A 25,581-nucleotide genomic window follows, 5' to 3' on the forward strand; every position below is an offset into this window, starting at 1 on the left:
TTAGACTTCCCGGCTAAGAGCTTAGCCGGGAACCGGAGGCTTGAACAGGCGCTAGAGACGGTCGGCGAGATAGGCTTCGAGCGTCGCTTTGGTGCCTTGGGTCCAAAGAGACTGCAGAGCGCGGGTAAAGGCCGAGCGAAAAGCCTTGGACTGGGAGAGGGCGCCATAGATGTCGGTCATCTCGATCCAGGCAGCGGGATTGTCGCGGGCCTTGCGGGCCTGAACGGTAAGCCGGTCCCAATTGGGGTCATTCGGCTCAATCACCGCGCCGCTGTCCGAGGTGCCGAAGCAGTAGCGGCACCAGAGGGCCGACACGAGCGCCAGTCCGGTTAACCCTCCGTTAGCATTTTCCCGATCGAGGGCCGAGGGAATGATGAATTTGGGCTGGCGATTGGAGCCATCCAGGCACAGCCGCCGAATGGTGTCGCCGATCTTGGGATTGGCAAAACGACGTTCACATAGGGCCAGATAGCCGTTGAGATCGGTATCGGGGACCGGCGGCACCACCGGGATGATCTCCTCGGTCTCGACCTTGCGCAGGAAAGCCGCAATCAGGGGATGCTCCATCGCCTCATGGACGAAGTGGATGTCGAGGAGCCCGGCCGGATAGGCGATGGTCGCGTGGCCGCCATTGAGGATGCGGATTTTCATGTGCTCGTAGGGCGCGACGTCGGAGACGAACTGCACGCCGACCTTTTCGAGCGCCGGGCGACCAGCGGGAAAATTGTCTTCCAGCACCCATTGCCGGAAGCTCTCGCAAAAGACCGGCCAGGCGTCGTCGACGCCGAACTGCTCGGCGAGCAGGGATTTTTCCCGGTCGGAGGTGGCCGGGGTGATGCGGTCCACCATGCCATTGGGGAAGGCCACGGAAGCCTTGACCCAAGCGGCGAGATCCGGATCGAGGAGCGCAGCCAGGCCCGCGACGGCATTCTCGGTGACGTGGCCATTGCCGGGAATGTTGTCGCAACTCATGACGGTGAAGGGCACGATCCCCAGTTCGCGCCGACGCTGGAGACCGGCGAGGATAAGGCCGAACACGGTCTTGGGTGCATCGGGATGGGCGGCGTCGTGGGCGATGTCGGGATGCGATGGATCGAACCGTTGCGAGGCCGGGTCGATATAGTAGCCGCCTTCGGTGATGGTCAGCGAGACGATGCGGATGGCAGGGTCGGCGAGGCACGCAATGATGGCGGCGCTGTCGCCGGGCGGCAGGTAGTCTATCATAGAGCCGGTGACGCGGGCGGTGCTAGCATCGGCCTCCTGCTCGACGACCGTGGTGAGCCAGTCCTGCGCGCCGAGCTTTTGCCGCATGGCCTCGTCGGCCTCGCGCACGCCGGCGCCCACCAGCGCCCAGTCGTGCGCTTCGCCGAGGGCAAAGAGGTCATCGAGATAGACGGCCTGATGGGCACGATGAAAATTGCCGACGCCAAAATGCACGATACCGGCCGAAAGGCCGTCGCGAGCATAGCCGGGCACGGCAACGCCCGACAGCGAGGGCAGGGCGGAAAGAGACAGGCGTGTAGTCATCGAAAATCGGGCCCTTGTCGCAGCGAAACGTCAGAGGGATTATTCCGGCCGGACGCCTCGCCCGCAAGGGCGGATCAGCGGCTTTGCGCCCTCGAGGGGCGGTCCGCCATGCTGGATAGGGCATTGCGGATATCGCGCTCGGTGTCCTTGAGGTGCAGGCGCATGGCCTCGCCGGCGGCGCGGGCATTGCCGGCCCGGATGGACTCGAGGATGCGCTGGTGCCACTCGATGGTATCGAGCAGGGTATGGCCGCGATTGGCGTGGCCGCGCCGGCTGATCTGGATGCCCTGGCGCAACGGCACGGCCATGGCTTCGAACAGATAGCCCAGGATGCGGTTGCCGCTAGCGAGCGCCACGGCCTCGTGAAAGCCCACGTCGAAATCGTGAAAGCGGCGGTCGGCGTCGGGGTCGTCGGCCATGGCGGCCTCGACATTGTCGCGCATCCCCTGCAGGGCATTTTCGATGGCGGCGATGGCCGCGCGATTGGAGCGCTTGGCGGCCAGAGTAGCGCTCTGCACTTCGAGGGAGAGGCGCACCTCGACCAGGTCGAAGAGGCCCTTGGAATCATTGTGCAGGATGGCGGTGAGAAAATCGGCGAAGGCGGCGCCATCGGGCTCGCGGACCATGGCGCGCTTGCCCTTGGCGAGCTCGACCAGGCCGCGCCCGGCCAGCAGCTTGACCGCTTCACGGATGGTCAGCCGGCTGACGGCGAAGCGCTCAGCCAGCTCCGCCTCGCTCGGAAGGCTCGCGCCGGGTGTCAGTTCGGTGAGGATTTCATTGGCCAGGTCATCAGCGACGGCATTGGCAGCGCTGGCGTGATCGGACCGGGATTCTCCGGACAATATCGTTGTAACTCCTCAAAGGTATCAGATACCTTCGAGCCGCCACGACCTATTGGCTGGTCTTCTGCAGCGGCTCCTCCCTCAATTCGGCGCACCATATCCATGCGTGAATGGGCCAGCAAGTGGGACTATTATTTTATTGCAAGACTCGAAAAATATTCGGGCAACGCGAATCCAAGCTTTACAGGCCTGTCTGATTATCCTAGCGTCCCGGCTCATGGGCTTGGGAGAGTCCATGGCGACAAATGTCGTCCGTGCCCGGAGGACTTCATGCAGATCCGAGAGGCGATGCCCAAGGGCGTCGACCCGACCAGATGCGGCGCAAAGCGGCATCGATAGTCGTGCCCAAAGGCGTGACCGTGGATGACGAGCCGTTGAGGCTGCCTGATTTTTCCAGACCCAGAAGACTGAAAAACAACCAATCTCGAATATTTTAGGGAGTCGAGACGTGAAGGTTCTCAAGACAATCGCGACGCTGGTCGCCACCGGTGCGCTGCTCGCCACCGCTGCCACCAGCGCCTTTGCCCAGGACAAGGGCCTGATCGGCATCGCCATGCCGACCTCGTCGTCGCTGCGCTGGATCTCTGACGGCAACGAGCTCAAGGCTGCCCTCGAAGGCATGGGCTACAGCGTTGACCTGCAGTACGGCGAAGATGAAATCCCGAACCAGCTGGCTCAGGTCGAAAACATGGTCACCAAGGGCGCGAAGGCCCTGATCATCGGTTCGATCGACGGCACGACGCTCTCGGCCGTGCTGCAGCAGGCTGCCGACCAGGGCATCAAGGTCATCGCCTATGACCGCCTGATCCGCGACAGCGGCAATGTCGACTACTACACCACCTTCGACAACTTCCAGGTCGGCGTGCTCCAGGCCAACAGCCTCGTGAAGGGCCTCGAAGAGCGCTTCCCCGACGACAAGCCGTGGAACGTCGAACTGTTCGGCGGTTCGCCGGACGACAACAACGCCTTCTTCTTCTATGACGGCGCGATGGCCGTGCTTCAGCCGCTGATCGACTCGGGTGACGTGGTCATCAAGTCGGGCCAGCAGGGCATGGAGCAGGTCGGTACCCTTCGTTGGGACGGTGCTGTTGCCCAGGCTCGCATGGACAACATCCTCTCGGCCAACTATTCGGACGGCACCCGCGTTCACGGCGTGCTGGCTCCCTATGACGGCCTGTCGCGCGGCATCATCTCGTCGCTCCGCGGCGTCGGCTATGGCTCGGGCGACCTCTCCTGGCCGATCATCACCGGTCAGGACGCTGAAGTCCCGTCCGTGAAGGCGATCATCGCCGGCGAACAGTACTCGACCATCTTCAAGGACACCCGCGAACTGGCCCAGTACACCGCTCAGCTCGTCGACACCGTGCTCTCGGGCAACGAGCCGACCGGCCTCGACACCGAGACCTATGACAACGGCGTCAAGGTCGTTCCCTCGATCCTGCTGACCCCGTACGAAGTCGATGCGACCAACTACGAAGAACGCGTGATCGCTTCGGGCTACATCAAGGCCGAAGAACTGCAGTAAGCTGCAGACCGATCGAACATGGGGCTCCGCGGCAACGCGGGGCCCTTTCGAGATTTCTGGAGTGCCTGTGCGTCGGCGGCGCTCCCGATCAATCCCGGATGACAGTCAAGGGTGCGCGAGTCTGTCTCGCACTCGCCAAGAGCAGGGCCTAGTATGTCCAAGACCATTCTGGAGATGCGCAGCATCACCAAGACCTTTCCCGGCGTGAAAGCGCTGTCCGACGTCAACCTGGACGTGCGGGAAGGCGAAATCCATGCCATCTGCGGCGAGAACGGCGCTGGCAAATCCACCCTGATGAAGGTGCTGAGCGGGGTCTATCCCGCGGGCAGCTACGACGGCCAGATCGTCTACCAGGGTGAGGAACAGCACTTCAAATCGATCCGCGACAGCGAGCACAAGGGTATCGTCATCATCCACCAGGAGCTGGCGCTGGTGCCGCTGCTCTCGATTGCCGAAAACATCTTCCTCGGCAACGAGCAGGCCCGGAACGGTGTCATCGACTGGGACGAGACCCGCGACGGTGCGCGCAAGCTCCTGTCCATGGTGGGGCTCAATGAAGACCCCGACACGCTGGTGACCAATATCGGCGTGGGCAAGCAGCAGCTGGTGGAAATCGCCAAAGCGCTCAGCAAGCAGGTGAAGCTACTGATCCTCGACGAGCCGACCGCGTCGCTGTCGGAAAAGGACAGCCAGGCGCTGCTCGAACTGCTGCTCGAATTCAAGAAGCAGGGCATTACCTCGATCATCATCAGCCACAAGCTCAACGAGATCTCTCGCGTCGCCGACCGCGTCACCGTGATCCGCGACGGCCGGACCATCGAGACGATGGACACCAACCAGATCACCGAAGACCGGATCATCACCTCCATGGTGGGCCGGTCGCTGGAAGATCGCTATCCGTCGCGCGACGCCAATGTCGGCGAGGTGGTGTTCGAGGTCAGGAACTGGAACGTGTTCCACCCGCAGCACCGCGAGCGGCAGGTCATCCGGGATGTGAGCATCAACATCCGCAAGGGCGAAGTCGTCGGCATTGCCGGACTCATGGGCTCGGGCCGTACCGAATTCGCCATGAGCATCTTCGGCAAGGCCTATGGCCAGAAGATTTCGGGCGAAGTGCATCTCAATGGCCAGAAGGTGGATACGTCCACGGTCGACAAGGCCATCCGCAACGGCATTGCCTATGCCACCGAGGACCGCAAGACCTATGGTCTCAACCTCATCGACCACATCAAGCACAACATCACCCTGGCCAATCTCTTCGGTGTCTCCAAGGCCGGTGTGATCGACGACCTGGCCGAGCTCGATGCGGCCAACGACTATCGCAAGAAGACCAATATCCGCTCGTCCAGCGTCTACCAGGTGACGGGCAATCTGTCGGGCGGCAACCAGCAGAAGGTCGTGCTCTCGAAGTGGCTGTTCGCCAACCCCGACGTGCTGATCCTCGACGAGCCGACGCGCGGCATCGACGTCGGCGCCAAGTATGAAATCTACACGATCATCAACCAGCTCGCGGCGCAGGGCAAAGCGATCCTCGTCATCTCCTCGGAAATGCCGGAGCTGCTGGGCATCACCGACCGCCTTTATGTAATGAACGAAGGCCGCATCGTGGGCGAAATGCCCACCAGCGAGGCGAGCCAGGAAAAGATCATGCGCTCCATCGTGCGCGCTGAAGGAAAAGCATCATGACCACCGAAACTGCACCGACCGGCCCCTCCGCCAAGCCGGCCCAGTCCCATGAACTGACCTTTGCGGGCGCGTTGAAGGCCAATATGCGCGACTATGGCCTGCTGCTGGCCCTGGTCCTCATCATGCTGTTCTTCCAGTATTTCACCAATGGCGTGCTGTTCAAGCCGGTCAACCTGACCAACATCATCCTGCAGAACAGCTACATCATCGTGATGGCGCTGGGCATGCTGCTGGTGATCGTGGCCGGACATATCGACCTGTCGGTCGGTTCGGTCTCCGGCTTTATCGGGGCGCTCGCAGCCATGCTTATGGTGGGCTGGCGCTTCCCGCCGGAGCTGGCCTTCCTCGCCAATCCGATCATTGCCGGCGCCATCTGTCTCGTCGCCGGCGCGGCCATCGGCGCGGCGCAGGGCTATATCATCGCCTACCACAAGGTGCCGGCCTTCATCGTGACGCTGGCCGGCATGCTGATCTTCAAGGGCCTGTCGCTGGCCGTGCTCTCGGGCAAGTCGGTGGGTCCGTTCCCGGCCGAATTCCAGCTCCTGTCGGCAGGTTTCATCCCGGATGTCATCGGGCCGATCACGACGCCCTTCATCGCCGAGAACGGCAATCCGGTTGTGCTGCACACCACCACCATGGTGATCGCCATCCTCGCCATTGTCGGGATGGTGTTCTTCTCGATCCGGACCCGCGCCCGCCGCAAGGCCCGCGGCTACGACGTCGAGCCGTTCAGCCTGTTTGTGATCAAGAACGTGGTCATCACCGCGCTGGTGCTGTTCTTCGCCTACATGCTGGCCTCGTATCGCGGCCTGCCCAACGTGCTCGTTGTGATGGGCGTGCTGATTGCCGGCTTCGTCTTCCTCACCAAGCGCCTCACCTTCGGCCGCCGCATCTATGCACTGGGCGGCAATCTCAAGGCGGCGGCGCTGTCGGGCGTCAAGACCGAACGTACCACCTTCTACATCTTCGCCATCATGGGCGCGCTGGCGGCTCTCGCCGGCATGATCTATGCGGCCCGTCTCAATTCGGCGACGCCAAAGGCCGGCCAGGGTCTCGAGCTCGACGTGATCGCAGCTGTGTTCATCGGCGGCGCCTCGGCGCTGGGTGGCGTGGGCCAGGTGGCCGGCGCGGTCATCGGCGCCTTCATCATGGGCGTGATGAATAACGGCATGTCGATCATGGGCGTCAACATCGACTGGCAGCAGATGATCAAGGGCGTGGTGCTGCTCGCGGCCGTGTTCTTCGACCTCTACAACAAGAACCGCTCGGCCTGATTTTCCGGGCGCTGACGTTCGAGGCCGCCGGAGCGATCCGGCGGCCTTTTTGTTGGCCTTAGGCCGTGTAGGCTACCGCAACATCCAGCACCCAGGTGACGCCGAACCGGTCCTTGAGCATGCCGTAAAGCGGCGTCCAGCCAGAGGGACCAAGCGGCTGAATGACGGTGGCGTCGGCAGAAAGGCCGGTCCAGTAGCGGCTGATTTCGTCTGCATCGGTACCGCGGATGGAGACGAAGACCGGCGCGATGCCCGGATCATAGGGACGGGCGGCGGGCACGTCATAGGCCATGATGCGGAAGCCGTCGGGGCTTTCCACCTGCCCGAAGGCAACGAAGTCGGCTTCGTTTGCCGGCGCGTCGGGATAGGCCTGGGCATGAGTGGCGATCATCGTCTCGCCGCCAAAGACGGACTGGTAGAAGGCGAGGGCGTCGCGGGCCTCTCCGCGGAAGTTGAGGTGGGTCGTGGTGGTGATGGTCATCGGCTTTCCTTGCGCTTGCGATGGGCCTGTTGTAGCCCTCCACAACTGACAATTTCCGGCAGTTGGCATGGCGCGATCCGACCGTTTGTTGAGACTGCTCCAGGCGATGCGGCAGATGCTGCCGCCGATCACTGCGTCGCGGCTGGCCGACGAGACGGGCGTGTCGCTGCGTTCGCTCTATCGCGATATCGACAGCCTCCGTGCGGCGGGCGCCCGCATCGAAGGCGAGCGCGGCTATGGCTATCGGCTGGTGGAGGATTTCGCGCTGCCGCCGCAGACCTTCGACCGGCTCGAAATCGAGGCGCTGGTGCTGGGGCTCGGCGAGGTGCAGACGCTAGGCGATCCGGAACTGGCCGCCGCCGCCCGATCAACGCTGGCCAAGGTCGCGGCGACGCTGCCCGACGAGCGCGAGCAGCAGATGCTGCATGCCATTTCGCAGGTCTACCGGCCCGGGGCGCGCTATGCGCTTGATGTCGACATGGGGCTGATCCGCCAGTGCTGCTGGCGCGAGGAAACGCTCGCCATCGGCTATCGGGATGCCGACGGGGCCGTCACCGCGCGCGAGATCAAGCCGCTGGCGTTGGCTTATCACCAGAATGTCCTCGCCGTACTGGCCTGGTGCTGCCTGAGAGAGGATTTCCGGATTTTCCGCGCTGACCGCATCGCCGATCCGCGGCCCACCGGCAAGAGCTTCCGGCCGCAACGAGTGAGCCTGTTGCGGGACTATCTGGAAAAGCTGAATGCGAGGCGCTGACTAGGGCTTAGTCGGCGCCAGCGCCTCGAGGCGGGCGGCGATGGTGGCCAAGGTGGCGTCGAAACCGGCGATGGCGTCGGCCGGGAGGTCGGCGAAAAGCAGGTCGGCGAATTCGGCCATCTGCTGGCGAAGGATATCGAAAGTCTGTTGACCCTTGGGCGTCAGCGCCAGTTCCACGGCGCGGCGATCGGTCGGGTGCGGCTGGCGGACGACAAAGCCGGCCTGTTCGAGGGCGTCGATGAGCGTGGTCACATTGCGGGGCGTCACGTCGAGCTTTTCAGCCAACATGCGCTGGCTCATGCCGGGGCGCGATCCAAGTTCCCAAAGGGCCTGCGTGCGCGCTTCGGTCAGCCCCATGGTGGCAAAGCCGCGGGCCATGTCGTCCGACATCAGGCGCGTGACCAGTAGCAGGCGCGAAAGCGCATCCTGTCGTATTGATGTTTGTGTTTCATTGTGTATCATATTCACTAAATATCTGATCTGACGGCGGCTGCAAAGGACGATGACATGGACCGGGCCCAGGCGAATATCGATATCATGACAGCGGCCTTTGCCGCGCTCAACCGGCACGACCTCGATGCCTGTACGGCGATGATGACGCCGGATTTCGCCATCCACATTGCCGGAACGCCCATGGTGCAGACGGGTCCCGCGGCGTGGCGGCGCAATACCGAAACGCTGCTGAAGGCATTTCCCGATGCGAAGGTCGAAGTGCTCGACATGTTCGCCGATGCCGACAAGGTCGCGGTGCGGCTGCGCATGACAGGCACGCATAGGGGGGCTTTCCTGGGGCTCGAACCGAGCGACAAGGCGATCAACTATGACAGCAACGAACTCTACCAGATCACCGACGGCAAGATTGCCGCCGAGTGGATCTGTTCGGACATGCTGACGCTGATGAGCCAGATCGGCGGATACCCCGCTGGGCACCTGGCCGGGCTGTGGATTAGCAGCTTCAAGGTCTGGATCGCGGCAGGGCTTGGGCTCGTTCTGGGCGCAGGGATCATGGCGCTGCTCTAGCAGGTGCCGCCGGAGCGATCCGGCGGCCTTTATGTCAGCGCGGGAGACCAGTGGCTTCGTGCACCCTACCGCCATGGATGAAGATGGCGCGGCTGAAGAGGGCGAGGTCAAGCGGATTGGGCAGGCGGATGTCTGCCGGACCGGGGATTCCTGCGGCATCCGGATCGAAGCGACGGTCGATCTGGCAGACAAAGGCGATGATATGGCCGCGCTCACGGGCGAAGTCGCGCAGGGATTCGATCTGCTGCTGGAGGGGCGGATTGGTCCGCTTCTGGTCGAGCAGTTGCAGGTAGTCTACGGCCACGAAACTGCCACGCGGCGCACCGAAGAGGCGGGCTATGATGTGGTCGGCCGAGATGGCGTCGGAACAGTCGACATCGAGGCGGACCCCGTTGGGGTCGCTCAGGGTATCCAGACGCTCGGCGACGTCGCTCTCGGTGTAGTCGAGCGAGAAGAAATGCGCGGCTTTCCCTTCGCCAAGGGCCGATAGGGCCAGGCGCAGAGCGAACATGGTCTTGCCCTGCAGCGGGCGGGCGGCGACGAGGACGAGATCGCCCTGCGCGAAGGAGCGGTAGAGGCTGAGCGGATCGCTCGCCGCGTCGGCATGCTTCGATGCGAGCAGGCTCCAGCTCGCAAAACCCTCACCGGCAGCAACCTGGTCGAGGGCGGCATGGAGGGGAATGGCGCTGGCCCGGGCGTGATCGCGGGCAGTGCGTTTCAGGCGATGGATGGGCGCGGAAAGGCGCATGTCTTTAGCTCCAGTCGTTGCTGGCTCGGGCAATCCCTCCTTTTGCCGTCGCACGACGGGATGGCTGGCGTGTCGAATGATCCGGCAGGAAAGCTGCTGCCCCGATGGAGGGGGGAGGCGTGGATCGCGCCCGCCTGGATGGTAGCTGATTCCCGCCCTGGCGTACGAGCGGGTTGACGGTGGCCGTATATTGTAACTAATAGAGTTACAAATAGACCGGAGAGCGCCGTGGCCCTGCCCATAAATGCCATCAATTCCTATGCCGAGGGCGCGTTCAAGCAAGTGCCGGGACTGGCGGGCCTGCATCGGATGACCGAACTCTTGCTGGCAGAACATGTGCCCGAGACGGGGCGCGTGCTGGTGCTGGGCGCAGGCGGCGGCATCGAGCTTCGCAATCTTGCGGCAAGCCATGCCGGATGGCATCTCGACGGTGTGGATCCGTCCGAGAGCATGCTGGAGGTGGCACGCGTTGCAATGACTGAATTTGGAGACCGGGTGGCTCTCTATCGCGGCACGATCGGGGACGCGCCCGATGGTCCCTATGATGGCGCGACATCGCTGCTGGTCTTCCACTTCATTCCGCTGGCGGAGCGGCTGGAGACGCTGCGCGGGCTGCACCGGCGGTTGAAGCCGGGCGCGCCGCTGGTGCTGGCGCATATGAGTTTTGCGCAGGAAGAGGCCAGCCGCGAAATCTGGATGCGGCGGCATGCGGCTTTCGCCATGTCCAATGGTGTCGACCCTGCGCATGCTGAGAGTGGCCGGCAGGCCATGCTGGAGCGGCTGCATCTGCTCGCGCCCGAAGCCGAAGAGGCCATGCTGGTGGACGCGGGATTCAGCGATGTGAGTCTGTTTTTCGCCGGCTTCGATTTCCGAGGCTGGGTCGCCTATGCCTAAATTGGCTTGCCCTCGTCGTCGACAAGGCCATGCTGCCTGAAAAGGCCAAGTTCATCTCCAGCGATGAAGGCAAAAATCTTCGGGCCGGCATCGGTGCGCTGGGTGAGGTAAGTGACGTCGAAGTCGATGGTGATGTCCGAGCCGTCCTTGCGGCGATAGCCGGAGCTGTAGAATACGCGCACGCGGTCGTGGTTATCGGCAATCTCGGTCACCTCGACGCGCTGGACCTTCATGCTCCTCGTGCCGATGGCCTTGTAGAACTGGTAGCCCTGTTCGAGCGTCTCGGTGAAACTCTCGTCGTTCTTGCCAACATTGATGCCGCCGGCGGTCGCCAGTGCCATGAAGTCATCGGCGAAAAAGGACCGGATCAAGTCAGCTTCGACATGGTCCCCGAGCGACTGCTCATAGGCGTCGGCATAACGGCGGAAATGGGCGAGATAGTCGGATTGGGCTGGCATTGCGGGACCTTTCCTCTTTGATCGAAAAAGGAAGAAGCGCCACTTTCGTTCCGTCAGCTCTCGATCTCGGCGTCCTTGTGGGCGCCCCATTCGGCCCATGAGCCGTCATAGACGGCCACGTCTTTGGCGCCCGCCTGCTCGAGGGCGAGGGCCAGGGTGACCGCAGTGATGCCGGAGCCGCAGGAGGTGATGATGGGCTTGGCCAGGTCGATGCCGCGATCGGCGAAAATCTGCCGGAGCTCGTCGGGCGACTTCAGTTTGCCCCCCTCGCTCAGCAGGCCCACCGGCACGTTGAAGCTGTCGGGGATATGACCGGATTTGAGGCCTGGGCGCGGTTCGGGGACTTCGCCATGGAAGCGCGGCGCGGGCCGGGCGTCGACCACCTGAGCCGCATGGCTGCGCAGGTTGGCGAACACGGTGGCGAAGTCGACGGCGGCGGTGGGATCGAAACTGGTTTCAAAATGCACCCGGTCCCGGGTAACGAGGCCGGCTTCGACGGGGCGCTTTTCGGCCCGCCATTTCGGCCCGCCACCTTCGAGGATCACCACGCTTTCGGCCCCGAAGGTGCGAAAGGTCCACCAGGCGCGCGGCGCGCTGAAGAGGCCCACTTCGTCATAAACAACAATGGTCTTGTCCTCGGAAATGCCGAGGGCGCCGACCGCGCGGGCGAAGTCCGCCGGGCTCGGGAGCATGTGCGGCAGGTCGGTCGTCGTATCGGCGATGCCGTCGATGTCGAAGAAGACGGCGCCAGGAATGTGCCCCGCGAGGTATTCGGCCTGCGCATTGCGGGCGGCATTGGGCATGTGCCAACTGGCATCGACCACGACAACCTGCGGATCGCGGAGGTGAGCGGCCAGCCAGTCGGTGGAAACGAACGGATTTTCCATTGGCACGACTCCCAATTGACCGGCGCAGAATGATCGCGACGGGCGGCGGGGTCAAACGCCAAATGGTATTGGCCGATCCCGCCAATCAGGCGGCGCCAAGCACAAGCACATCGCGCGCGGCCAGATGCAGGGTCACCTGGTCTCCGCGCTGGGGTGGCGCTGCGTTGGCATTGAACGTGTCGATGCTGAGCGGGGTGCCCTCGACATCGACCTTGAGGCGCAGCACCGAGCCCATGAAGCCGATATCGGAAACGGTGCCGACGAGTGTGGTATCGGTATCGGGGCGAGGGCTCAGCGAAATGAGTTCGGGACGGATGGCGCGATCGGCGCCGAAGGTGGCGTGCGGCAGGGCGTTGAGATGGCCCACGAAGGTGGCGGCGAAGCGGGTCGCGGGGCGGTTGTAGATGTCGTGCGGCGTGCCGAGCTGCTCGATATTGCCGGCATTCATCACCACGACGCGGTCGGAGATGGACAGTGCCTCTTCCTGGTCGTGGGTGACGAAGACGGTGGTGATGCCCAATTCGCGCTGGATGGCGCGGATCTGTTCGCGGAGGGATACGCGGATCTTGGCGTCGAGGGCCGAAAGCGGTTCGTCGAGCAGGAGGAGACGCGGGCGCGGGGCGATGGCGCGAGCAAGGGCCACGCGCTGCTGCTGACCACCGGACATTTCGTAGGGGTAGCGCTTGTCGTAGCCGGGCAGGCCGATGAGCTTCAGCATCTCGTCCACCCGGGCGCGGCGCTGTTCGCGCGGCACGCCGGCAACCTTGAGGCCGAAGGCGATGTTGTCGCCGACGGTGAGGTTCGGGAAGAGCGCATAGGCCTGGAACACCATGCCGAGCTTGCGCTCATTGGGCCTCAGGCCAGTGATGTCCTTGCCATCGACATGGATCGCGCCACCGTTCGGGGTCTCGAAGCCGGCGATCATCCTGAGGATGGTGGTCTTGCCGCAGCCCGAGGGCCCGAGCAGGGAGATGAACTCGCCCTTGTCGAAGCCGAAGCTGACGCCTTTGACCACCTGGTTGGCGCCATAGGACTTGCTGAGATTGTCGACGCGGAGGAAGTGCTGGTCGCTCATAGGGATCAGTCCGTGCGGGCGGAGGTGCGCGGCGCGAAGCGCGCCAGGAGCTGGATCATGCCCATGGCCCCCCAGGTGATGATGAAGGAAAGGATGGCGAGGGCCGAGGGTTCGTAGGCGCGGTTGGCGCCCACGATCTGCAGATAGGGGCCAAAGCCCGGGCGGTTGAGGAGGCTGGTGATGGTGAACTCGCCAATGACGATGGCGAAGGTCAGGAAGGCGCCCGACAGCACGGCGACCAGGATATTGGGCAGGATGACCGTGGCGATGATGCGCGGCGTATCGGCGCCCATGATCTGCGCGGCCTCGGTCAGGGTCTTGATGTCGATGGCGCGCATCCCGGTATCGACGGCGCGATACATGTAAGGCAGGGCGAGGGTCACATAGGCGCAGGTTAGCAGGATATCGGTGCCAAGGGCCGAGCCGGTGAAGGGAATGACCGAGGATGAATTGTAGAGCCGGATGTATCCATAGACGAGCACGATGGCCGGGATGATGAGCGGCAGGAGGGTGATGAATTCCATGAGCGGCCGCAGATGGGGCAGGCGCAGGCGGACGAAATAGACCGCCGGGACCACGACCAGAACGCCCACCACGATGGCGAGCAAGCCGACCAGCGAAGAATAAAGGAAGGTCGCCTGGAAATCGGGGTCGGCAAAGACCGAAGCATAGGCGTCGAAGCTATAATAGCCGCGCCGCATCTTGAGCGAGAATTCGAACGTGGCGATCAGCGGCACGAGGAAATAGGCGGCGCCGAGACCAAAGACCAGCCAGGACCAGAACTTGTCGGCTTTCATCGCATCCACCTTTCGGCGCGGGCCGAGATGACGAGGTAGAGGATGTTGGCCGCGGCGGTGATGATGATCATGCCCAGGGCGAGGGCCGCGCCGAGGCCGGGATTTTGCAAGGCATCGCCGCGGATCTGCGCATAGAGCAGGATGGGCACGATGTTGAGCGAGGACCCGGTCAGCGCATAGGCTGTAGCGATGGCGCCGAAGGCATTGGCGAACAGGAGGCTGAGGGTGCCGAGGAAACTTGGCCAGAGGATGGGGAAGCCGACATAGAGCCAGAACTGCAGCGGCGTCGCGCCCAGCGTTTGCGAGGCCTCGCTCCACTCCCTTTTCAACCCATCGATGGCCGGGGCGATCATCAGGATCATCAGCGGAATCTGGAAATAGAGATAGGTGAGGGTCAGGCCCCAGAAGCTGAGGATGTTGAAGCCGGCGCGATAGATGTCGATGTCGAAGACGGTCTTCAGGATGATGGTGACGAGGCCCAGGCGGCCCAGCGTCGAGATGAAGGCGAAGGCGAGCGGCACGCCGGCAAAATTCGAGGCGACGCCGGAAAAGGTCATGACGGCGGAGCGCAGGCCATCGGGCAGGCGGCCGCGGATGATGGCGAGCGCGATGGCGAGGCCGGCCAAGGCGCCGAGAATGGCGGAGGCGCCGGAAATGCGGATGGAAATCCAGTAGGCGGCGAGGATCTGCTCGGTGAAGAGGCCGGCAATGTTGTCGAGGGTCAGTTGCCCATCGCGGCCAACAAAGGCGGCTCCCACGAGATAGAGCGTGGGCAGAATGAGGAACATCACCGCAAAGAGAATGAATGGCGCGACGCCCAGCCATTCGAAAGACAGGCGGCGGGGACGCGCGGTGGTGGCAGTCGGGATGACGGTGTCGGTCATGAGCGACTCGGGATGGACGAGGTATCTTCACCCACCGGCTGTCATCCCGGCCTTGTGCCGGGATCCATCCTGAGATCTCAAGATGGGCCCCGGCTTTCGCCGGGGTGACAATCGAGTTTTTTTAGGGTGAGACGCGCCCGAGGGCGCGTCTCAGGGTGCATCACTCAGAAACGTTGGCGCCGACGGTGGAGTCCCAGCCTGATGTGATCACTTCCTTGGCGGCGTTCTGCTGCTCGATGGTCGGGAACACGGCCTTGGCATAGGCTTCGGCAGGCGGCAGGGCGTCGAGCATGTCCTGCGGGATCTTGCCGGCCTCGGCCAGGGCGTTGAAGCGGATCGGGTGGCAGTAGCCCTCGAGCCAGCCGAGCTGACCTTCGTCGGAATAAAGGTATTCCATCCAGAGCTTGGCGGCGTTCGGATGCGGGGCGTGGGCCGAGATGGCCTGGACATAGACGCCGGCGACAACGCCGGTTTCCGGGACCACGATCTCGGCAGCCGGATTGCCTTCGAAGCTGTCGCGCCAAGCGAGCAGGTTATAGTCCCAGGCGATCAGGATCGGGGTCGTGCCCTGGGCAACCGAAGCGGCCTTGCCGATGACGGGCACGAAGTTGCCGGCGTCGTTCACGGCCTTGAAGAAGTCGACGCCGGCCTGGGCAGCGCCTTCGTCCGAACCGGTCTGGGCGAGGCCAGCGGCATAAACGGACTGAATGGCCTGGGCCGAAGCGCGCGGATCGCCGGCTAGGGCGACGGCATTGGCATATTCGGGATTGGTCAGGTCGGACCAGTCGGTGGGCAGGGTGGTGACCAGATCGGTGTTCACCAGCATGGCCATGGCGCCGTAGTAGTCGCCGTACCAATAGCCTTCCGCATCCTTGGCATCGTCAGGGATCTCGTCCCAGGTCGAAACCTTGTACGGCTGCAGCAGGCCTTCGTCCTTGGCCTGCGGGCCGAAGGCGAGGCCGATATCGAGCACGTCGGGCGCCTGCGGGCCGGTATTGCCGATATTGGCGCGGACGGCTTCGAGCTCGTCGGCAGAACCGGCATCCGGGTTCAGCTCGTTGACGGTGATGCCGGGATACTTGGCCTTGAAGCCTTCGATGACCTTGCCATAGCCGCACCAGTTGTGGGGGAGGGCGATGGTGGTCAGCGTGCCCTCGGCCTTGGCGGCTTCATAAAGGGCATCGAGATCGGTCTGGGCGAAGACCGGAGCGGCCAGGCTCAGCACGGTCAGCAGCGAAACCGAGGTGGTCAGTGCGGACTTGAAGGTCGTCATGTGGGAAATCCCTCTGATGTCGTTCGGGCGCCGGGAAAGCGCCAGACGGCAGCGGATTAGAGGGCGGTCATGTCACTCCGATAACGGAATCATGACACCGGGACGACAGTGCAGGGGAGCCGGTTCAGGCGCGTGGGGCGGGGCCGGAACTTTCGCGCAGCACAAGCTCGACGGGCCAGAGTTCGTGCACGTCAGCCTGCGGCTTGCCGGCGAGAATCTGGGTGATGAGTTCGGCGATACGGGTGCCGGCCTGGCGGATCGACGAGCGGGTCGTCGACATGGAGGGGTACATGTTATCGGCGTTGAGATAGGGGAAAACGTCATCATGAGCGATCATGGAGACATCGGTGCCCAGTTGCAGACCGGCCTGGCGGATGGCGCGGAAGACGCCAAGAGCGGTCATCATCGAGCCGGCGAGAAAGGCGGTGGGACGCGGCTTGAGCTCCAGCATGGCCTGGGCCAGGCGGAAGGCAATTTCATCGGTGAAGGCGGAATTGCTCAGCAGCGCCGGATCGACAGCCACGCCACGGGTGGTCAGCGCGGCGCGGTAGCCGATTTCGCGATGCTCGGCAAAGGTGCGGCCCTTGACGCCATTGAGCAGCGCGATGCGGCGATGGCCGAGATCGAGCAGGTGGCTGGTGGCGCGTTCGAGGGCGCTGGTATTGTCGATGTCGAGCCAGGCGACGGGCTGGCCGATATTGGTGCGGCCATGCAGCACGAAGGGGATCTTGAGCTCGGTCAGCAATTCGGCGCGCTCGTCGCTGACGGTTGGGGAGTGGAGGATGACGGCGTCGACCTTCTGGCTGGCGGCGAGACGGCGATAGGCGGCCAGTTCCTCCTGGTGGCTGCCGACGGTGGAAACCAGCATGTCGATCTCCTGCCCGGCCATGTAACTGCCCACGCCGGAAAGAAATTCGGACATGTGGGGGCCCAGTTCGTCGGCGCCGCGCAGCACGAGACCAATGGCACCGGCACGGCCGGTGGCGAGCCGCAGGGCGCTGGCATTGGGCCGGTAGCCAAGCTGGTCGGCGGCGTCGGCGACCCGGCGGCGCGTGGCCTCATTGACTTCCGGATAGCCGTTGAGCGCACGGCTGACCGTGGTTTGCGACAGGCCGAGATGCTCGGCGAGGTCTTTCAATCTCATAGCGGCGATGCGGCCCGGATGGTGTGAAGTGCCGGCGCGCCGCAGTCTCGAGGGCGCCAAAAACCGGTCGTATCAGCCATTAGGGCAGGCGGCGTCCTTTGAACAGGGCTTGCCGCCATTCTCCTCCCAAACGCATTCAAAGCGATTTCAAATTTTGATGCAAGAGGCTGAAATCGTTTGAAGGCGTTGAGGTGCGTACATCAGTCAGGTCAGCTTCAATTTTAACGATTCCGGATGCGGGTTCGTATTAAGTCACTGAAATATATTCTGAAAAATCCGACGAAGCGCGAAAGTCGTAAGAATCCTGCAGGCCGCCGCTTGACAGTTTTTCGGGCGTCTGGTTCCTTATCATCCAAAGCGCTTTAAAACGAAACTGAATACCGGTTCGCCAGAGCGCTTTTGAAGGGGGAGGAAAATCGGGTCCGGCGCTGCGGCGCGGAACCCCTTTTGCACGCCTCTCCCGCAACAGTTTCTTTCGGGAGGAATTTCCAATGAAGTTGAAGACGCTGCTCGTTTCGATGATGGCGAGCGTGACGCTGGTGGCCGGCGTGGCCCAGGCGGCCGAACTGTCCATCGTTTCCGGCGATACCGGTACGGGCCTCGAATTCCTGCGCGGCCAGCTCGACAAGTTCGAAGCCGATACCGGCCATACCGTGACCATCGTGCCGATGCCCTCGTCCACGACCGACCAGTTCGGCCAGTACAAGCTGTGGCTGGCTGCCGGCAATACCGACATCGACGTGTACCAGACCGACGTGATCTGGGCTCCGCAGCTCGCCGACCAGTTCCTCGACCTCACCGAAGCCGCTGCCGACATCGTGGGCGACCACTTCCCCTCGATCATCGAGTCGCAGACCGTGAACGGCAAGCTCGTCGCCCTGCCGGCCTTTACCGACGCTCCGGCGCTCTACTATCGCAAGGACCTGCTGGAAAAGCACGGCAAGGAAGTGCCGACCACCTGGGCCGAGCTTGAAGCGACCGCCAAGGAAATCATGGACGCCGAGCGCGCCGAAGGCAATGCCGAGATGTGGGGCTTCCTGTTCCAGGGCAATGCCTATGAAGGCCTGACCTGTAACGCCCTTGAATGGGTGAAGTCCTTCGGCGGCGGCCAGATCGTCGAGCCCGATGGGACGATCTCGATCAACAACGAACAGGCCGCTGCGGCCATCGACATGGTCGCCGGCTGGGTCGGCAATATCTCTCCGGAAGGCAACCTGGCCTATATGGAAGAAGAAAGCCGTGGCGTCTGGCAGCTCGGCAATGCCGTGTTCCACCGCAACTGGCCCTATGCCTACTCGCTCGGCAATGGCGCGGATTCGCCGATTGCCGGCAAGTTCGACGTCGCTCCGCTCCCGGCCGGCGACGGCCCGGATGCTCGTTCGGCTGCCACACTTGGCGGCTGGAACGTCGCCGTTTCCAAGTACTCGCCCGATCCGGAAGCCGCCACTGAACTGGCGCTCTACCTGGCTTCGGCTGAAGTGCAGAAGGAACGTGCACTGATGCAGTCCAACCTGCCCACGATCGAAGCGCTCTATGACGACGCCGACATCGCAGCCGGCCAGCCGATCATCCCGGCCTGGAAGGAAATCTTCCAGAACGCTGTGCCGCGTCCGTCCGCCCCGACCCAGGCCAAGTACAACGAGGTCTCCTCGCTGTTCTGGAGCGCCGTGCACGACACGCTGTCGGGCAACGGCTCGGCTGCCGAGAACCTCGAAGTGCTCGAAGCCGACCTGACCGATCTCAAGGGCGAAGCCTGGTAAGTCCTCCCAGGTAGCCCGAATACGAGGCGGACGGTGGGGTTCTCCCGCCGCCCGCCTCGCGCAATACTGGACCTAGCCGCGTCGGGGAGGAAACCGGATGGCGACGGAGACACTGGGTGCGACAGCCGTCGTGCCAAAACGCAAGATCGTATCGGAGCTGACGCAGCAACGCGCGCGGGCGGCCCGGTTGTTCCTCATCCCCATGCTGATTGCCCTGGCCATCGTGGCCGGCTGGCCGCTGCTGCGCTCGATCTACTTTTCCTTCACCGATGCCTCGCTGACCAACCTGGCGGGCGCCGAATGGATCGGCTTCGGCAATTACCTCAGGTGGCAGGTGCTCGACAGCGGCGCGGTGCGGTATCGCGGCCTGCTGGTCGACCCCAACTGGTGGAATGCCGTGTGGAACACGGTGCGCTTCGCCTTCACCTCGGTGGCCTTCGAAGCCGTGCTCGGCATGATCGTGGCGCTGGTGCTCAATGCCGAATTCAAGGGTCGCGGCATCGTCCGCGCCGCCATCCTCATCCCCTGGGCCATCCCGACCATCGTGTCGGCCCGCATGTGGAGCTGGATGCTGAACGACCAGTTCGGCATTCTCAATGACCTGGGCATGCGCCTGGGGCTCCTCAGCCAGAAAGTGGCCTGGACCGCCTCGGCCGACACGGCGATGACCGCGGTGCTGATCGTCGACATCTGGAAGACCACGCCCTTCATGGCGCTGCTGATCCTGGCAGGTCTGCAGATGATCCCCAAGGACATCTATGAAGCGGCCGAAATCGACGGCGTGCATCCAGTCAAGCAATTCTTCAAGATCACCCTGCCGCTGGTGCGGCCGGCGCTGATGGTGGCGATCATCTTCCGCCTGCTCGACGCCCTGCGCATCTTCGACCTCATCTATGTGCTGACGCCCAACAGCGCCGCGACCAAGACCATGAGCGTCTTGGCGCGCGAAAACCTCTTCGACTTCGACAAGTTCGCCTATGGCTCGGCCATGTCGACCTTGCTGTTCCTGATCATCGCGCTCCTGACCATTCTCTATATCTGGCTCGGGCGTGTCCGGTTCGACGGGGGAGACCGCTGATGACCGCTTCGTTCGATCTCTGGAAATTCACCAAGTGGGTGCTGTTCTACCTGCTGGTGGCGTTCATCGTCGTGGTCAGCGTCTTCCCGTTCTACTACGCGGTGCTGACCAGCTTCAAATCCGGTACGGCGCTGTTCCAGATCAATTACTGGCCGACCTCGTTCTCGCTCAACAACTACTGGAACGTTCTCAATACCGGCAGCTTCCCGCGCAACCTCCTGAACTCGATCTTCGTCTCGTCGGTCACGGTGTTGCTGGCGCTGTTCATCGCCATCACCGCAAGCTTTGCCCTCAGCCGCGTGCGGTTCCGTGGCAGGGGCCTCTTGCTGATGACGATCCTCGGGATTTCGATGTTCCCGCAGATGGCGGTGCTGGCGGGCCTGTTCGAGCTCATCCGCTTCATGGGCATCTACAACACGCCCTGGGCGCTGATCTTCTCCTACACGATCTTCACTCTGCCCTTCACCGTATGGGTGCTGACCACGTTCATGCGTGACCTGCCGGTGGAAATCGAGGAAGCGGCCATCGTCGACGGGGCGACGCCCTGGGTGATCATCACCCGCGTGTTCATGCCGCTTATGTGGCCGGCGCTGGTGACGACGGGGCTCCTCGCGTTTATCGGCGCCTGGAACGAGTTCCTTTTCGCGCTGACATTCACGTCGAGCAACGATACACGCACCGTGCCGGTGGCCATCGCGCTGCTCTCGGGCAGCACGCAATATGAAATCCCCTGGGGGAACATCATGGCCGCGTCGGTGATCGTCACCGTGCCGCTGGTGATCCTCGTGCTCGTTTTCCAACGCAAGATTGTATCTGGTCTGACCGCCGGCGGCGTCAAAGGCTAAGGAGAAACAAAATGGCTGCGATTGAACTTCGCAACGTCCGCAAGGCCTTCGGCATGGTCGAGGTCATCAAGGGTGTCGACCTCGAGGTCCGCAAGGGCGAATTCATGGTCTTCGTCGGCCCCTCGGGCTGCGGCAAGTCCACCCTGCTGCGGCTGATTTCCGGCCTCGAGGACATTACCTCGGGCGAGATGCTGTTCGACGGCAAGGTGGTCAATGCGCTGGCGCCCTCCAAGCGCGGCATCGCCATGGTGTTCCAGTCCTATGCGCTCTACCCGCATATGACGGTCTACGAGAACATGGCCTTCGGCCTCACCCTCGAAAAGGGCAAGGACAAGGAAGAGATCCGCCGCCGCGTCGAGAAGGCAGCCGACATGCTGCAGATCCGGCAGTATCTCGACCGCCTGCCCAAGCAGCTTTCGGGCGGCCAGCGGCAGCGCGTCGCCATCGGCCGGGCCATTACCCGCGACCCAAAGGTGTTCCTGTTCGACGAGCCGCTGTCGAACCTGGACGCGGCGCTGCGCGTCGCCACCCGCATCGAGATCGCCAAGCTCCATGAGGGCATGCACGACACGACCATGATCTATGTGACGCATGACCAGGTGGAGGCCATGACCCTGGCCGACCGCATCTGCGTGCTGCGCGATGGCCTGGTGGAGCAGGTGGGCACGCCCATGGAGCTCTATGAAAAGCCCGACAGCCTGTTCGTGGCCGGTTTCATCGGCTCACCGAAGATGAACTTCATTGCCGGCGACAAGGCCGCGGCCTTTTCCTGCGCCACGCTGGGCGTGCGCGGCGAGCATATGGAGATCAGGCCAGATGGCATCTGGGAGGGGACGGTGATCCACACCGAAAACCTCGGTGCCGACACCTATGTCTATCTCGAGATGGGCCAGGAAGAGCCAGTGGTGGTGCGCATCGAGGGTGCCGCGGAATATGCCAGCGGCACAGTGCTGCGCGTGTCCCCGATCGAGGCGAAGGTCCACCGCTTCAACGAGGCGGGCAAGCCGGTCCGCTAACGCATCACAACAAGGGCGGCGGCCATCGGGCTGCCCCTTTTCCATTCACTCTTGTGCTCCCAGCGGAACCTGTCGCGACGGCATGGGTTCGCGCTTTCGTGGGGCCGACGTGCAGTATAAACAGCGGCATCCTCCCCCTTGCCGCTCAAGCAGGAGACTACATATGCCTATCCGTACCCTGGTCTGGGGCGAGAACGTCCACGAACAGAAGAACAAGGTGGTTGCCGAAAACTACCCGAACGGGATGCACAATCAGATCGCCAAGCTGCTGTCGCAGGACAGCAATATCTCGGTGAAGACCACGACGCTGCAGGAGCCCGAGCACGGCTGCACCGAGGAAGCGCTGAGCCAGACAGACGTCCTGGTGTGGTGGGGCCATGCGGCACATGACAAGGTCGATGACGCAGTGGTCAAGCGCGTCATGGAGCATGTGTGGCAGGGCATGGGCCTGATCGTGCTGCATTCGGGCCACCATTCCAAGGTGTTCAAGGGCCTGATGGGCTCGCCGGCCAACCTGCACTGGCGCGAAGCCGGTGAACGCGAGCGCCTTTGGGTCGTCAATCCGGGCCATCCGATCGCGAGGGGTCTGCCGCCCTATTTCGAACTCGAATACGAAGAGATGTACGGCGAGCCCTTCACCGTGCCGGAGCCGCTCGAGACCGTGTTTGTCTCCTGGTTCCAGGGCGGCGAAGTGTTCCGCTCGGGCCTGACCTATCGTCGCGGCGCGGGCAATATCTTCTACTTCCGCCCCGGCCACGAAACCTATCCGACCTATCACGACGCCAATGTCGGCCAGGTCCTGCGCAATGCGATCAACTGGGCTTTCGACGGCACGCGCCATGCGCATCTGATGAAGGCGCCGAATACGCCCGTCGCAGAGGCGATCGAGAAGATCGAGGAGCGCGGCGCCAAGCTCAGCTCGTCCGAACATGCCGGGCAGGTGAAGAAGTAGAGGCGGCTTTAGCCCCGGAGTCATTCCCGCGAAAGCGGGAACCTCCGTCGTAATGAAAACAGGGGTTCCCGCTTTCGCGGGAATGACCCTGTATCTTGAAGCGGGCACTGGCCCAAGGAAATAGACAATGCGGATCCTCATTCTGGGAACCGGTGGCATGGCCAATACTCATGCCAAGCATTTTGCGGCCATCGATGGCGTGACCCTAGTGGGCGGCGTCGACGTCGATCCGGCGCGGGTCGAGGCGTTCTGCTCGGCGCACAATATCGAGCGTGGCTTCGGTTCGCTTGACGCGGCGCTGGCCTGGGGCGAATTCGACGCCGTGGCCAATGTGACGCCCGACAGCGTGCACTATCCCACGACCATGGCGGCCCTGGCTGCAGGCAAGCATGTTTTCTGCGAAAAGCCGCTGGCCACCGATCATGCGCGCGCCATGGAAATGACCGAGGCGGCCGAGCGGCTGGGCCTCGTCAACATGGTCAACCTCACCTATCGCAACGTCTCGCAGCTCCAGAAGGCACGGGAAATCGTGCAGTCGGGGCAGGTGGGCACGGTCAAGCATTTCGAGGCGAGCTATCTCCAGAGCTGGCTTGTGTCCAAGGCCTGGGGCGATTGGCGCACCGAGAGCCAGTGGCTGTGGCGCCTCAGCAAGAAGCATGGCTCGAACGGCGTGCTCGGCGATATCGGCGTGCATATCCTCGATTTCGCAGCCTACGGCGCTGGCAGCGATTTTTCGGACGTGTTCTGCCGCCTCCATACCTTCGACAAGGCCGAGAACAACAAAATCGGCGAATATGACCTGGATGCCAATGACAGCTTTGCCATGACGGCGCAGCTCGAGAACGGTGCGCTGGGCGTGATCCACGCGACGCGCTGGGCCACGGGACACTTCAACGAATTGCGCCTCAGGATCTATGGTGAAAAGGGCTCGGTGGAAGTGCAGCATCGGCACGACTGGTCGAAGCTCTTCACCTGCCTCGGCGACGATATCGAAACTGGCACATGGACCGAAGTGCCGGTGGATGCGGTGCCGACCAACTATCAGCGCTTCGTCGATGCCTGCCGCACCGGTCAGAATCTCGAACCGAGCTTCCGCCACGCGACCAATATCCAGAAGGTGCTGGACCTCGCCACCGTAACCGACCGGGAACGGGCAGAGCACCGGGTCTAGACCAAAAAAAGGCCCCGGCATTGCCGGGGCCCTTTACGCAGACAGGCGGTTAGTCCTGGCTGTTGGTATAGATGACCAGCGAACCGTCCTGGTCGTTGCTGAGAGCAACCACGTCCGAGACGTCGATGGCATTGCCGCTCAGGAAACCGGTCAAGGCCTCGTTGCCGTTGATGGCATCCTGAAGAGCGGTGATGTTGCTGGCATTGCCGTTCAGCGCGTCGTTGAGGGCATTGGCGTCGAAGTTGGCGACATCGGCTACGTCGACCACGCTCACATCGCTCACATCGGTGATATCGGAGACGTTAGCATTGCCGGCTTCGATCATCGAGAGAATCTCGGAGAGATCGGCCACGTCGCTGACATTGCCGGCTTCGCCAACCGAATTGCTCACGCCGCCGACGTCATTGGTGACATCGCCAACCGAGCCGGAGGCATCACCGCCGACATCGCCGGAATTGGTCACGCCGTCCACCGCGGCGTCAACGCCATCGACAGTCGAGTCGACAGTATCGTTGAGGCTGTCGACAGTGCTGTCGAGCGTATCGGTGACACCATTCACAGTATCATTGAGGATGTTGCTATCTTCACTGTCCTGAGCGAAGGCAACAGCCGAAGTCAAAGAAAGAGCAGCAACGGAAGTCAGAAGAATTTTATGGATGGAGCTCATCGTCTCATCCTCCAAGTTGATTATTATTATGTTAAACCTTGCGAGGTTCGATGGGATAATCCCCGAATTACTCGATCGTTCCCGCACATATAAAAGCGTGGTCGACCGCAATATTCGGAGGATTTTCCGGAAATCTTTGGGACTGACAGTGTTTTAGTCACGTAGGGCGAGATCGACGATCACGCTACCGTCATCCAATGTGATCGCAACCACCTGGTCCGGGGTCCGTCCGGCACGGGCCAGTTCGTTGACCAGGCGCGGCTCGGATGCAGCCAGCATGGCCGCACCGGAGCCGTCCGTGCCGCAGGTGGCTTCCCGCCAGACCAGCGTGGCGGCGTGATCGAACGCATTGGCGAGTTCTTCGGCACTTACCAAACCCAGCACGCAAACATCGGAGTTCGCGATGGTGCGACTCACGACAGGCTGGCCGGAGGTGGCGGGTGCTGTTGCCGACGGGACGGGCGATGCGGCCACGGTATCCCCGGTGGCCGTGCGGGCGCCCGAGGAGTTGTCCGGATTGCCTGCATCATCGGTGCCGCCCGTACCAAGCGTCACGTCATTGATGGTGATGCCGAGATCGCCGTCGATATGGTCATCACCTCGACCCAACGACATGGAGCCGGAGGACTCGACGCTGACAGAAACGGCGCCGTCGAGCAGTTCGACGCTTTGAACCTGCGAGCCTTCGCCTTCGAGGGCAGGAAGCCCCTGGGCAATGGCAGGTGTGGCGAGCGCCATCAGCGTCAGCGCAATCGGGGTGCATTTCATGGCGGGCTCTCCGGTTGAGCCAGCCCAACGGCTCCCCGGCAACCCCAGTTGCAGA

26 protein-coding genes are annotated in these 25,581 nt (G+C 62.9%); 12 read left to right on the plus strand and 14 right to left on the minus strand.

From position 1 onward, the window contains the following. Nucleotides 1-51 precede the first annotated feature (51 nt). Both JEQ47_RS00945 and JEQ47_RS00950 read right to left on the minus strand, forming a co-directional pair. Nucleotides 52-1,527, minus strand: a complete 1,476-nt coding sequence (locus tag JEQ47_RS00945) for a mannitol dehydrogenase family protein (protein WP_198874516.1) — start codon at nt 1,525-1,527, stop codon at nt 52-54. Nucleotides 1,528-1,601: 74 nt separating this feature from the next. After that, nucleotides 1,602-2,369: a FadR/GntR family transcriptional regulator gene (locus JEQ47_RS00950; protein ID WP_198874517.1), complete on the minus strand. Its 768-nt coding sequence runs from the start codon at nt 2,367-2,369 to the stop codon at nt 1,602-1,604. Nucleotides 2,370-2,817: 448 nt separating this feature from the next. Here JEQ47_RS00950 and chvE point away from each other — a divergent pair, with 448 nt between their 5' ends. The 3 genes from chvE (at nt 2,818) to mmsB (ending at nt 6,854) form a co-directional block, all read left to right on the plus strand. Further along, nucleotides 2,818-3,894, plus strand: a complete 1,077-nt coding sequence (chvE, locus tag JEQ47_RS00955) for a multiple monosaccharide ABC transporter substrate-binding protein (protein ID WP_198874518.1) — start codon at nt 2,818-2,820, stop codon at nt 3,892-3,894. Between the two features lie 153 nt (nt 3,895-4,047). After that, nucleotides 4,048-5,580, plus strand: a complete 1,533-nt coding sequence (gene mmsA / locus JEQ47_RS00960) for a multiple monosaccharide ABC transporter ATP-binding protein (RefSeq protein ID WP_198874519.1) — start codon at nt 4,048-4,050, stop codon at nt 5,578-5,580. Then, a complete protein-coding gene (gene mmsB, locus JEQ47_RS00965) occupies nt 5,577-6,854 on the plus strand; it encodes a multiple monosaccharide ABC transporter permease (RefSeq protein ID WP_198874520.1) in 1,278 nt (425 codons plus the stop codon). Before mmsA ends, mmsB begins: the two co-directional genes overlap by 4 nt. Before the next feature lie 58 nt (nt 6,855-6,912). Here mmsB and JEQ47_RS00970 read toward each other — a convergent pair whose 3' ends face one another. After that, complete coding sequence (locus JEQ47_RS00970) at nt 6,913-7,335, minus strand: VOC family protein (protein ID WP_198874521.1); 423 nt, start codon at nt 7,333-7,335, stop codon at nt 6,913-6,915. A gap of 67 nt (nt 7,336-7,402) precedes the next feature. Here JEQ47_RS00970 and JEQ47_RS00975 point away from each other — a divergent pair, with 67 nt between their 5' ends. Then, nucleotides 7,403-8,089, plus strand: a complete 687-nt coding sequence (locus JEQ47_RS00975; RefSeq protein ID WP_198874522.1) for a helix-turn-helix transcriptional regulator — start codon at nt 7,403-7,405, stop codon at nt 8,087-8,089. Here the strand turns inward: JEQ47_RS00975 and JEQ47_RS00980 are convergent, their stop codons facing one another. Beyond that, complete coding sequence (locus tag JEQ47_RS00980) at nt 8,090-8,479, minus strand: MarR family winged helix-turn-helix transcriptional regulator (protein WP_198874523.1); 390 nt, start codon at nt 8,477-8,479, stop codon at nt 8,090-8,092. It lies immediately after the preceding gene. 117 nt (nt 8,480-8,596) lie between these two features. On the opposite strand from JEQ47_RS00980, the gene JEQ47_RS00985 reads away from it, so the two are divergent. Then, nucleotides 8,597-9,109: an ester cyclase gene (locus tag JEQ47_RS00985; protein WP_198874524.1), complete on the plus strand. Its 513-nt coding sequence runs from the start codon at nt 8,597-8,599 to the stop codon at nt 9,107-9,109. Between the two features lie 34 nt (nt 9,110-9,143). On the opposite strand, the gene JEQ47_RS00990 is transcribed toward JEQ47_RS00985, so the two are convergent. Continuing rightward, a complete protein-coding gene (locus tag JEQ47_RS00990; RefSeq protein ID WP_198874525.1) occupies nt 9,144-9,857 on the minus strand; it encodes a DNA helicase in 714 nt (237 codons plus the stop codon). Nucleotides 9,858-10,085: 228 nt separating this feature from the next. Between JEQ47_RS00990 and JEQ47_RS00995 the strand changes: the two genes are divergently transcribed. After that, on the plus strand, nt 10,086-10,751 hold the full coding sequence (locus JEQ47_RS00995; protein WP_328767823.1) for a class I SAM-dependent methyltransferase: 666 nt from the start codon (nt 10,086-10,088) through the stop codon (nt 10,749-10,751). On the opposite strand, the gene JEQ47_RS01000 is transcribed toward JEQ47_RS00995, so the two are convergent. The 7 genes from JEQ47_RS01000 to JEQ47_RS01030 form a co-directional block, all read right to left on the minus strand. Next, nucleotides 10,748-11,209, minus strand: coding sequence for a DUF6841 family protein (locus JEQ47_RS01000; RefSeq protein ID WP_198874526.1), 462 nt, complete (start codon nt 11,207-11,209; stop codon nt 10,748-10,750). The two genes, JEQ47_RS00995 and JEQ47_RS01000, sit on opposite strands and share 4 nt — an antisense overlap. A gap of 53 nt (nt 11,210-11,262) precedes the next feature. Further along, nucleotides 11,263-12,096, minus strand: a complete 834-nt coding sequence (gene sseA / locus JEQ47_RS01005) for a 3-mercaptopyruvate sulfurtransferase (RefSeq protein ID WP_198874527.1) — start codon at nt 12,094-12,096, stop codon at nt 11,263-11,265. A gap of 85 nt (nt 12,097-12,181) precedes the next feature. Then, a complete protein-coding gene (locus tag JEQ47_RS01010; RefSeq protein ID WP_198874528.1) occupies nt 12,182-13,171 on the minus strand; it encodes an ABC transporter ATP-binding protein in 990 nt (329 codons plus the stop codon). Between the two features lie 5 nt (nt 13,172-13,176). Continuing rightward, nucleotides 13,177-13,968, minus strand: coding sequence for an ABC transporter permease (locus tag JEQ47_RS01015; RefSeq protein ID WP_198874529.1), 792 nt, complete (start codon nt 13,966-13,968; stop codon nt 13,177-13,179). Then, nucleotides 13,965-14,852, minus strand: coding sequence for an ABC transporter permease (locus JEQ47_RS01020; protein WP_198874530.1), 888 nt, complete (start codon nt 14,850-14,852; stop codon nt 13,965-13,967). The genes JEQ47_RS01015 and JEQ47_RS01020 overlap by 4 nt, the downstream gene beginning before the upstream one ends. A gap of 160 nt (nt 14,853-15,012) precedes the next feature. Continuing rightward, entirely contained in the window at nt 15,013-16,125 is a 1,113-nt protein-coding gene (locus tag JEQ47_RS01025; protein WP_198874531.1) for an ABC transporter substrate-binding protein, read from the minus strand. Nucleotides 16,126-16,249: 124 nt separating this feature from the next. Then, nucleotides 16,250-17,269: a substrate-binding domain-containing protein gene (locus JEQ47_RS01030; RefSeq protein WP_198874532.1), complete on the minus strand. Its 1,020-nt coding sequence runs from the start codon at nt 17,267-17,269 to the stop codon at nt 16,250-16,252. Nucleotides 17,270-17,760: 491 nt separating this feature from the next. On the opposite strand from JEQ47_RS01030, the gene JEQ47_RS01035 reads away from it, so the two are divergent. The 6 genes from JEQ47_RS01035 to JEQ47_RS01060 all read left to right on the plus strand — a co-directional run bounded on the left by JEQ47_RS01035 (nt 17,761) and on the right by JEQ47_RS01060 (nt 24,091). Continuing rightward, nucleotides 17,761-19,029, plus strand: a complete 1,269-nt coding sequence (locus tag JEQ47_RS01035) for an ABC transporter substrate-binding protein (RefSeq protein WP_198874533.1) — start codon at nt 17,761-17,763, stop codon at nt 19,027-19,029. 97 nt (nt 19,030-19,126) lie between these two features. Then, complete coding sequence (locus tag JEQ47_RS01040; RefSeq protein WP_198874534.1) at nt 19,127-20,107, plus strand: carbohydrate ABC transporter permease; 981 nt, start codon at nt 19,127-19,129, stop codon at nt 20,105-20,107. Then, nucleotides 20,107-20,952 (plus strand): carbohydrate ABC transporter permease, encoded by an 846-nt coding sequence (locus JEQ47_RS01045; RefSeq protein ID WP_198874535.1) that lies wholly within the window; start codon nt 20,107-20,109, stop codon nt 20,950-20,952. Before JEQ47_RS01040 ends, JEQ47_RS01045 begins: the two co-directional genes overlap by 1 nt. Before the next feature lie 11 nt (nt 20,953-20,963). Then, nucleotides 20,964-21,968, plus strand: coding sequence for an ABC transporter ATP-binding protein (locus JEQ47_RS01050; protein WP_198874536.1), 1,005 nt, complete (start codon nt 20,964-20,966; stop codon nt 21,966-21,968). 163 nt (nt 21,969-22,131) lie between these two features. After that, entirely contained in the window at nt 22,132-22,920 is a 789-nt protein-coding gene (locus JEQ47_RS01055) for a ThuA domain-containing protein (protein ID WP_198874537.1), read from the plus strand. 127 nt (nt 22,921-23,047) lie between these two features. Continuing rightward, a complete protein-coding gene (locus tag JEQ47_RS01060; protein WP_198874538.1) occupies nt 23,048-24,091 on the plus strand; it encodes a Gfo/Idh/MocA family protein in 1,044 nt (347 codons plus the stop codon). Between the two features lie 49 nt (nt 24,092-24,140). Here JEQ47_RS01060 and JEQ47_RS01065 read toward each other — a convergent pair whose 3' ends face one another. Further along, on the minus strand, nt 24,141-24,758 hold the full coding sequence (locus tag JEQ47_RS01065; RefSeq protein WP_198874539.1) for a hypothetical protein: 618 nt from the start codon (nt 24,756-24,758) through the stop codon (nt 24,141-24,143). A gap of 153 nt (nt 24,759-24,911) precedes the next feature. Beyond that, complete coding sequence (locus tag JEQ47_RS01070; RefSeq protein ID WP_198874540.1) at nt 24,912-25,526, minus strand: hypothetical protein; 615 nt, start codon at nt 25,524-25,526, stop codon at nt 24,912-24,914. Nucleotides 25,527-25,581 lie beyond the last annotated feature (55 nt).

Source organism: Devosia sediminis (assembly GCF_016411825.1).
Taxonomy (GTDB): Bacteria; Pseudomonadota; Alphaproteobacteria; order Rhizobiales; family Devosiaceae; genus Devosia; species Devosia sediminis.

Coding starts and splice junctions, on each gene's coding strand:
- JEQ47_RS00945 (WP_198874516.1), bottom strand. CDS start 1,527: ATGACTACACGCCTGTCTCTTTCCGCCCTGCCCTCGCTGTCGGGCGTT.
- mmsA (WP_198874519.1), top strand. CDS start 4,048: ATGTCCAAGACCATTCTGGAGATGCGCAGCATCACCAAGACCTTTCCC.
- mmsB (WP_198874520.1), top strand. CDS start 5,577: ATGACCACCGAAACTGCACCGACCGGCCCCTCCGCCAAGCCGGCCCAG.
- JEQ47_RS00970 (WP_198874521.1), bottom strand. CDS start 7,335: ATGACCATCACCACCACGACCCACCTCAACTTCCGCGGAGAGGCCCGC.
- JEQ47_RS00975 (WP_198874522.1), top strand. CDS start 7,403: ATGGCGCGATCCGACCGTTTGTTGAGACTGCTCCAGGCGATGCGGCAG.
- JEQ47_RS00980 (WP_198874523.1), bottom strand. CDS start 8,479: ATGTCGGACGACATGGCCCGCGGCTTTGCCACCATGGGGCTGACCGAA.
- JEQ47_RS00985 (WP_198874524.1), top strand. CDS start 8,597: ATGGACCGGGCCCAGGCGAATATCGATATCATGACAGCGGCCTTTGCC.
- JEQ47_RS00990 (WP_198874525.1), bottom strand. CDS start 9,857: ATGCGCCTTTCCGCGCCCATCCATCGCCTGAAACGCACTGCCCGCGAT.
- JEQ47_RS01000 (WP_198874526.1), bottom strand. CDS start 11,209: ATGCCAGCCCAATCCGACTATCTCGCCCATTTCCGCCGTTATGCCGAC.
- sseA (WP_198874527.1), bottom strand. CDS start 12,096: ATGGAAAATCCGTTCGTTTCCACCGACTGGCTGGCCGCTCACCTCCGC.
- JEQ47_RS01010 (WP_198874528.1), bottom strand. CDS start 13,171: ATGAGCGACCAGCACTTCCTCCGCGTCGACAATCTCAGCAAGTCCTAT.
- JEQ47_RS01015 (WP_198874529.1), bottom strand. CDS start 13,968: ATGAAAGCCGACAAGTTCTGGTCCTGGCTGGTCTTTGGTCTCGGCGCC.
- JEQ47_RS01020 (WP_198874530.1), bottom strand. CDS start 14,852: ATGACCGACACCGTCATCCCGACTGCCACCACCGCGCGTCCCCGCCGC.
- JEQ47_RS01025 (WP_198874531.1), bottom strand. CDS start 16,125: ATGACGACCTTCAAGTCCGCACTGACCACCTCGGTTTCGCTGCTGACC.
- JEQ47_RS01030 (WP_198874532.1), bottom strand. CDS start 17,269: ATGAGATTGAAAGACCTCGCCGAGCATCTCGGCCTGTCGCAAACCACG.
- JEQ47_RS01035 (WP_198874533.1), top strand. CDS start 17,761: ATGAAGTTGAAGACGCTGCTCGTTTCGATGATGGCGAGCGTGACGCTG.
- JEQ47_RS01040 (WP_198874534.1), top strand. CDS start 19,127: ATGGCGACGGAGACACTGGGTGCGACAGCCGTCGTGCCAAAACGCAAG.
- JEQ47_RS01045 (WP_198874535.1), top strand. CDS start 20,107: ATGACCGCTTCGTTCGATCTCTGGAAATTCACCAAGTGGGTGCTGTTC.
- JEQ47_RS01050 (WP_198874536.1), top strand. CDS start 20,964: ATGGCTGCGATTGAACTTCGCAACGTCCGCAAGGCCTTCGGCATGGTC.
- JEQ47_RS01055 (WP_198874537.1), top strand. CDS start 22,132: ATGCCTATCCGTACCCTGGTCTGGGGCGAGAACGTCCACGAACAGAAG.
- JEQ47_RS01060 (WP_198874538.1), top strand. CDS start 23,048: ATGCGGATCCTCATTCTGGGAACCGGTGGCATGGCCAATACTCATGCC.
- JEQ47_RS01065 (WP_198874539.1), bottom strand. CDS start 24,758: ATGAGCTCCATCCATAAAATTCTTCTGACTTCCGTTGCTGCTCTTTCT.
- JEQ47_RS01070 (WP_198874540.1), bottom strand. CDS start 25,526: ATGAAATGCACCCCGATTGCGCTGACGCTGATGGCGCTCGCCACACCT.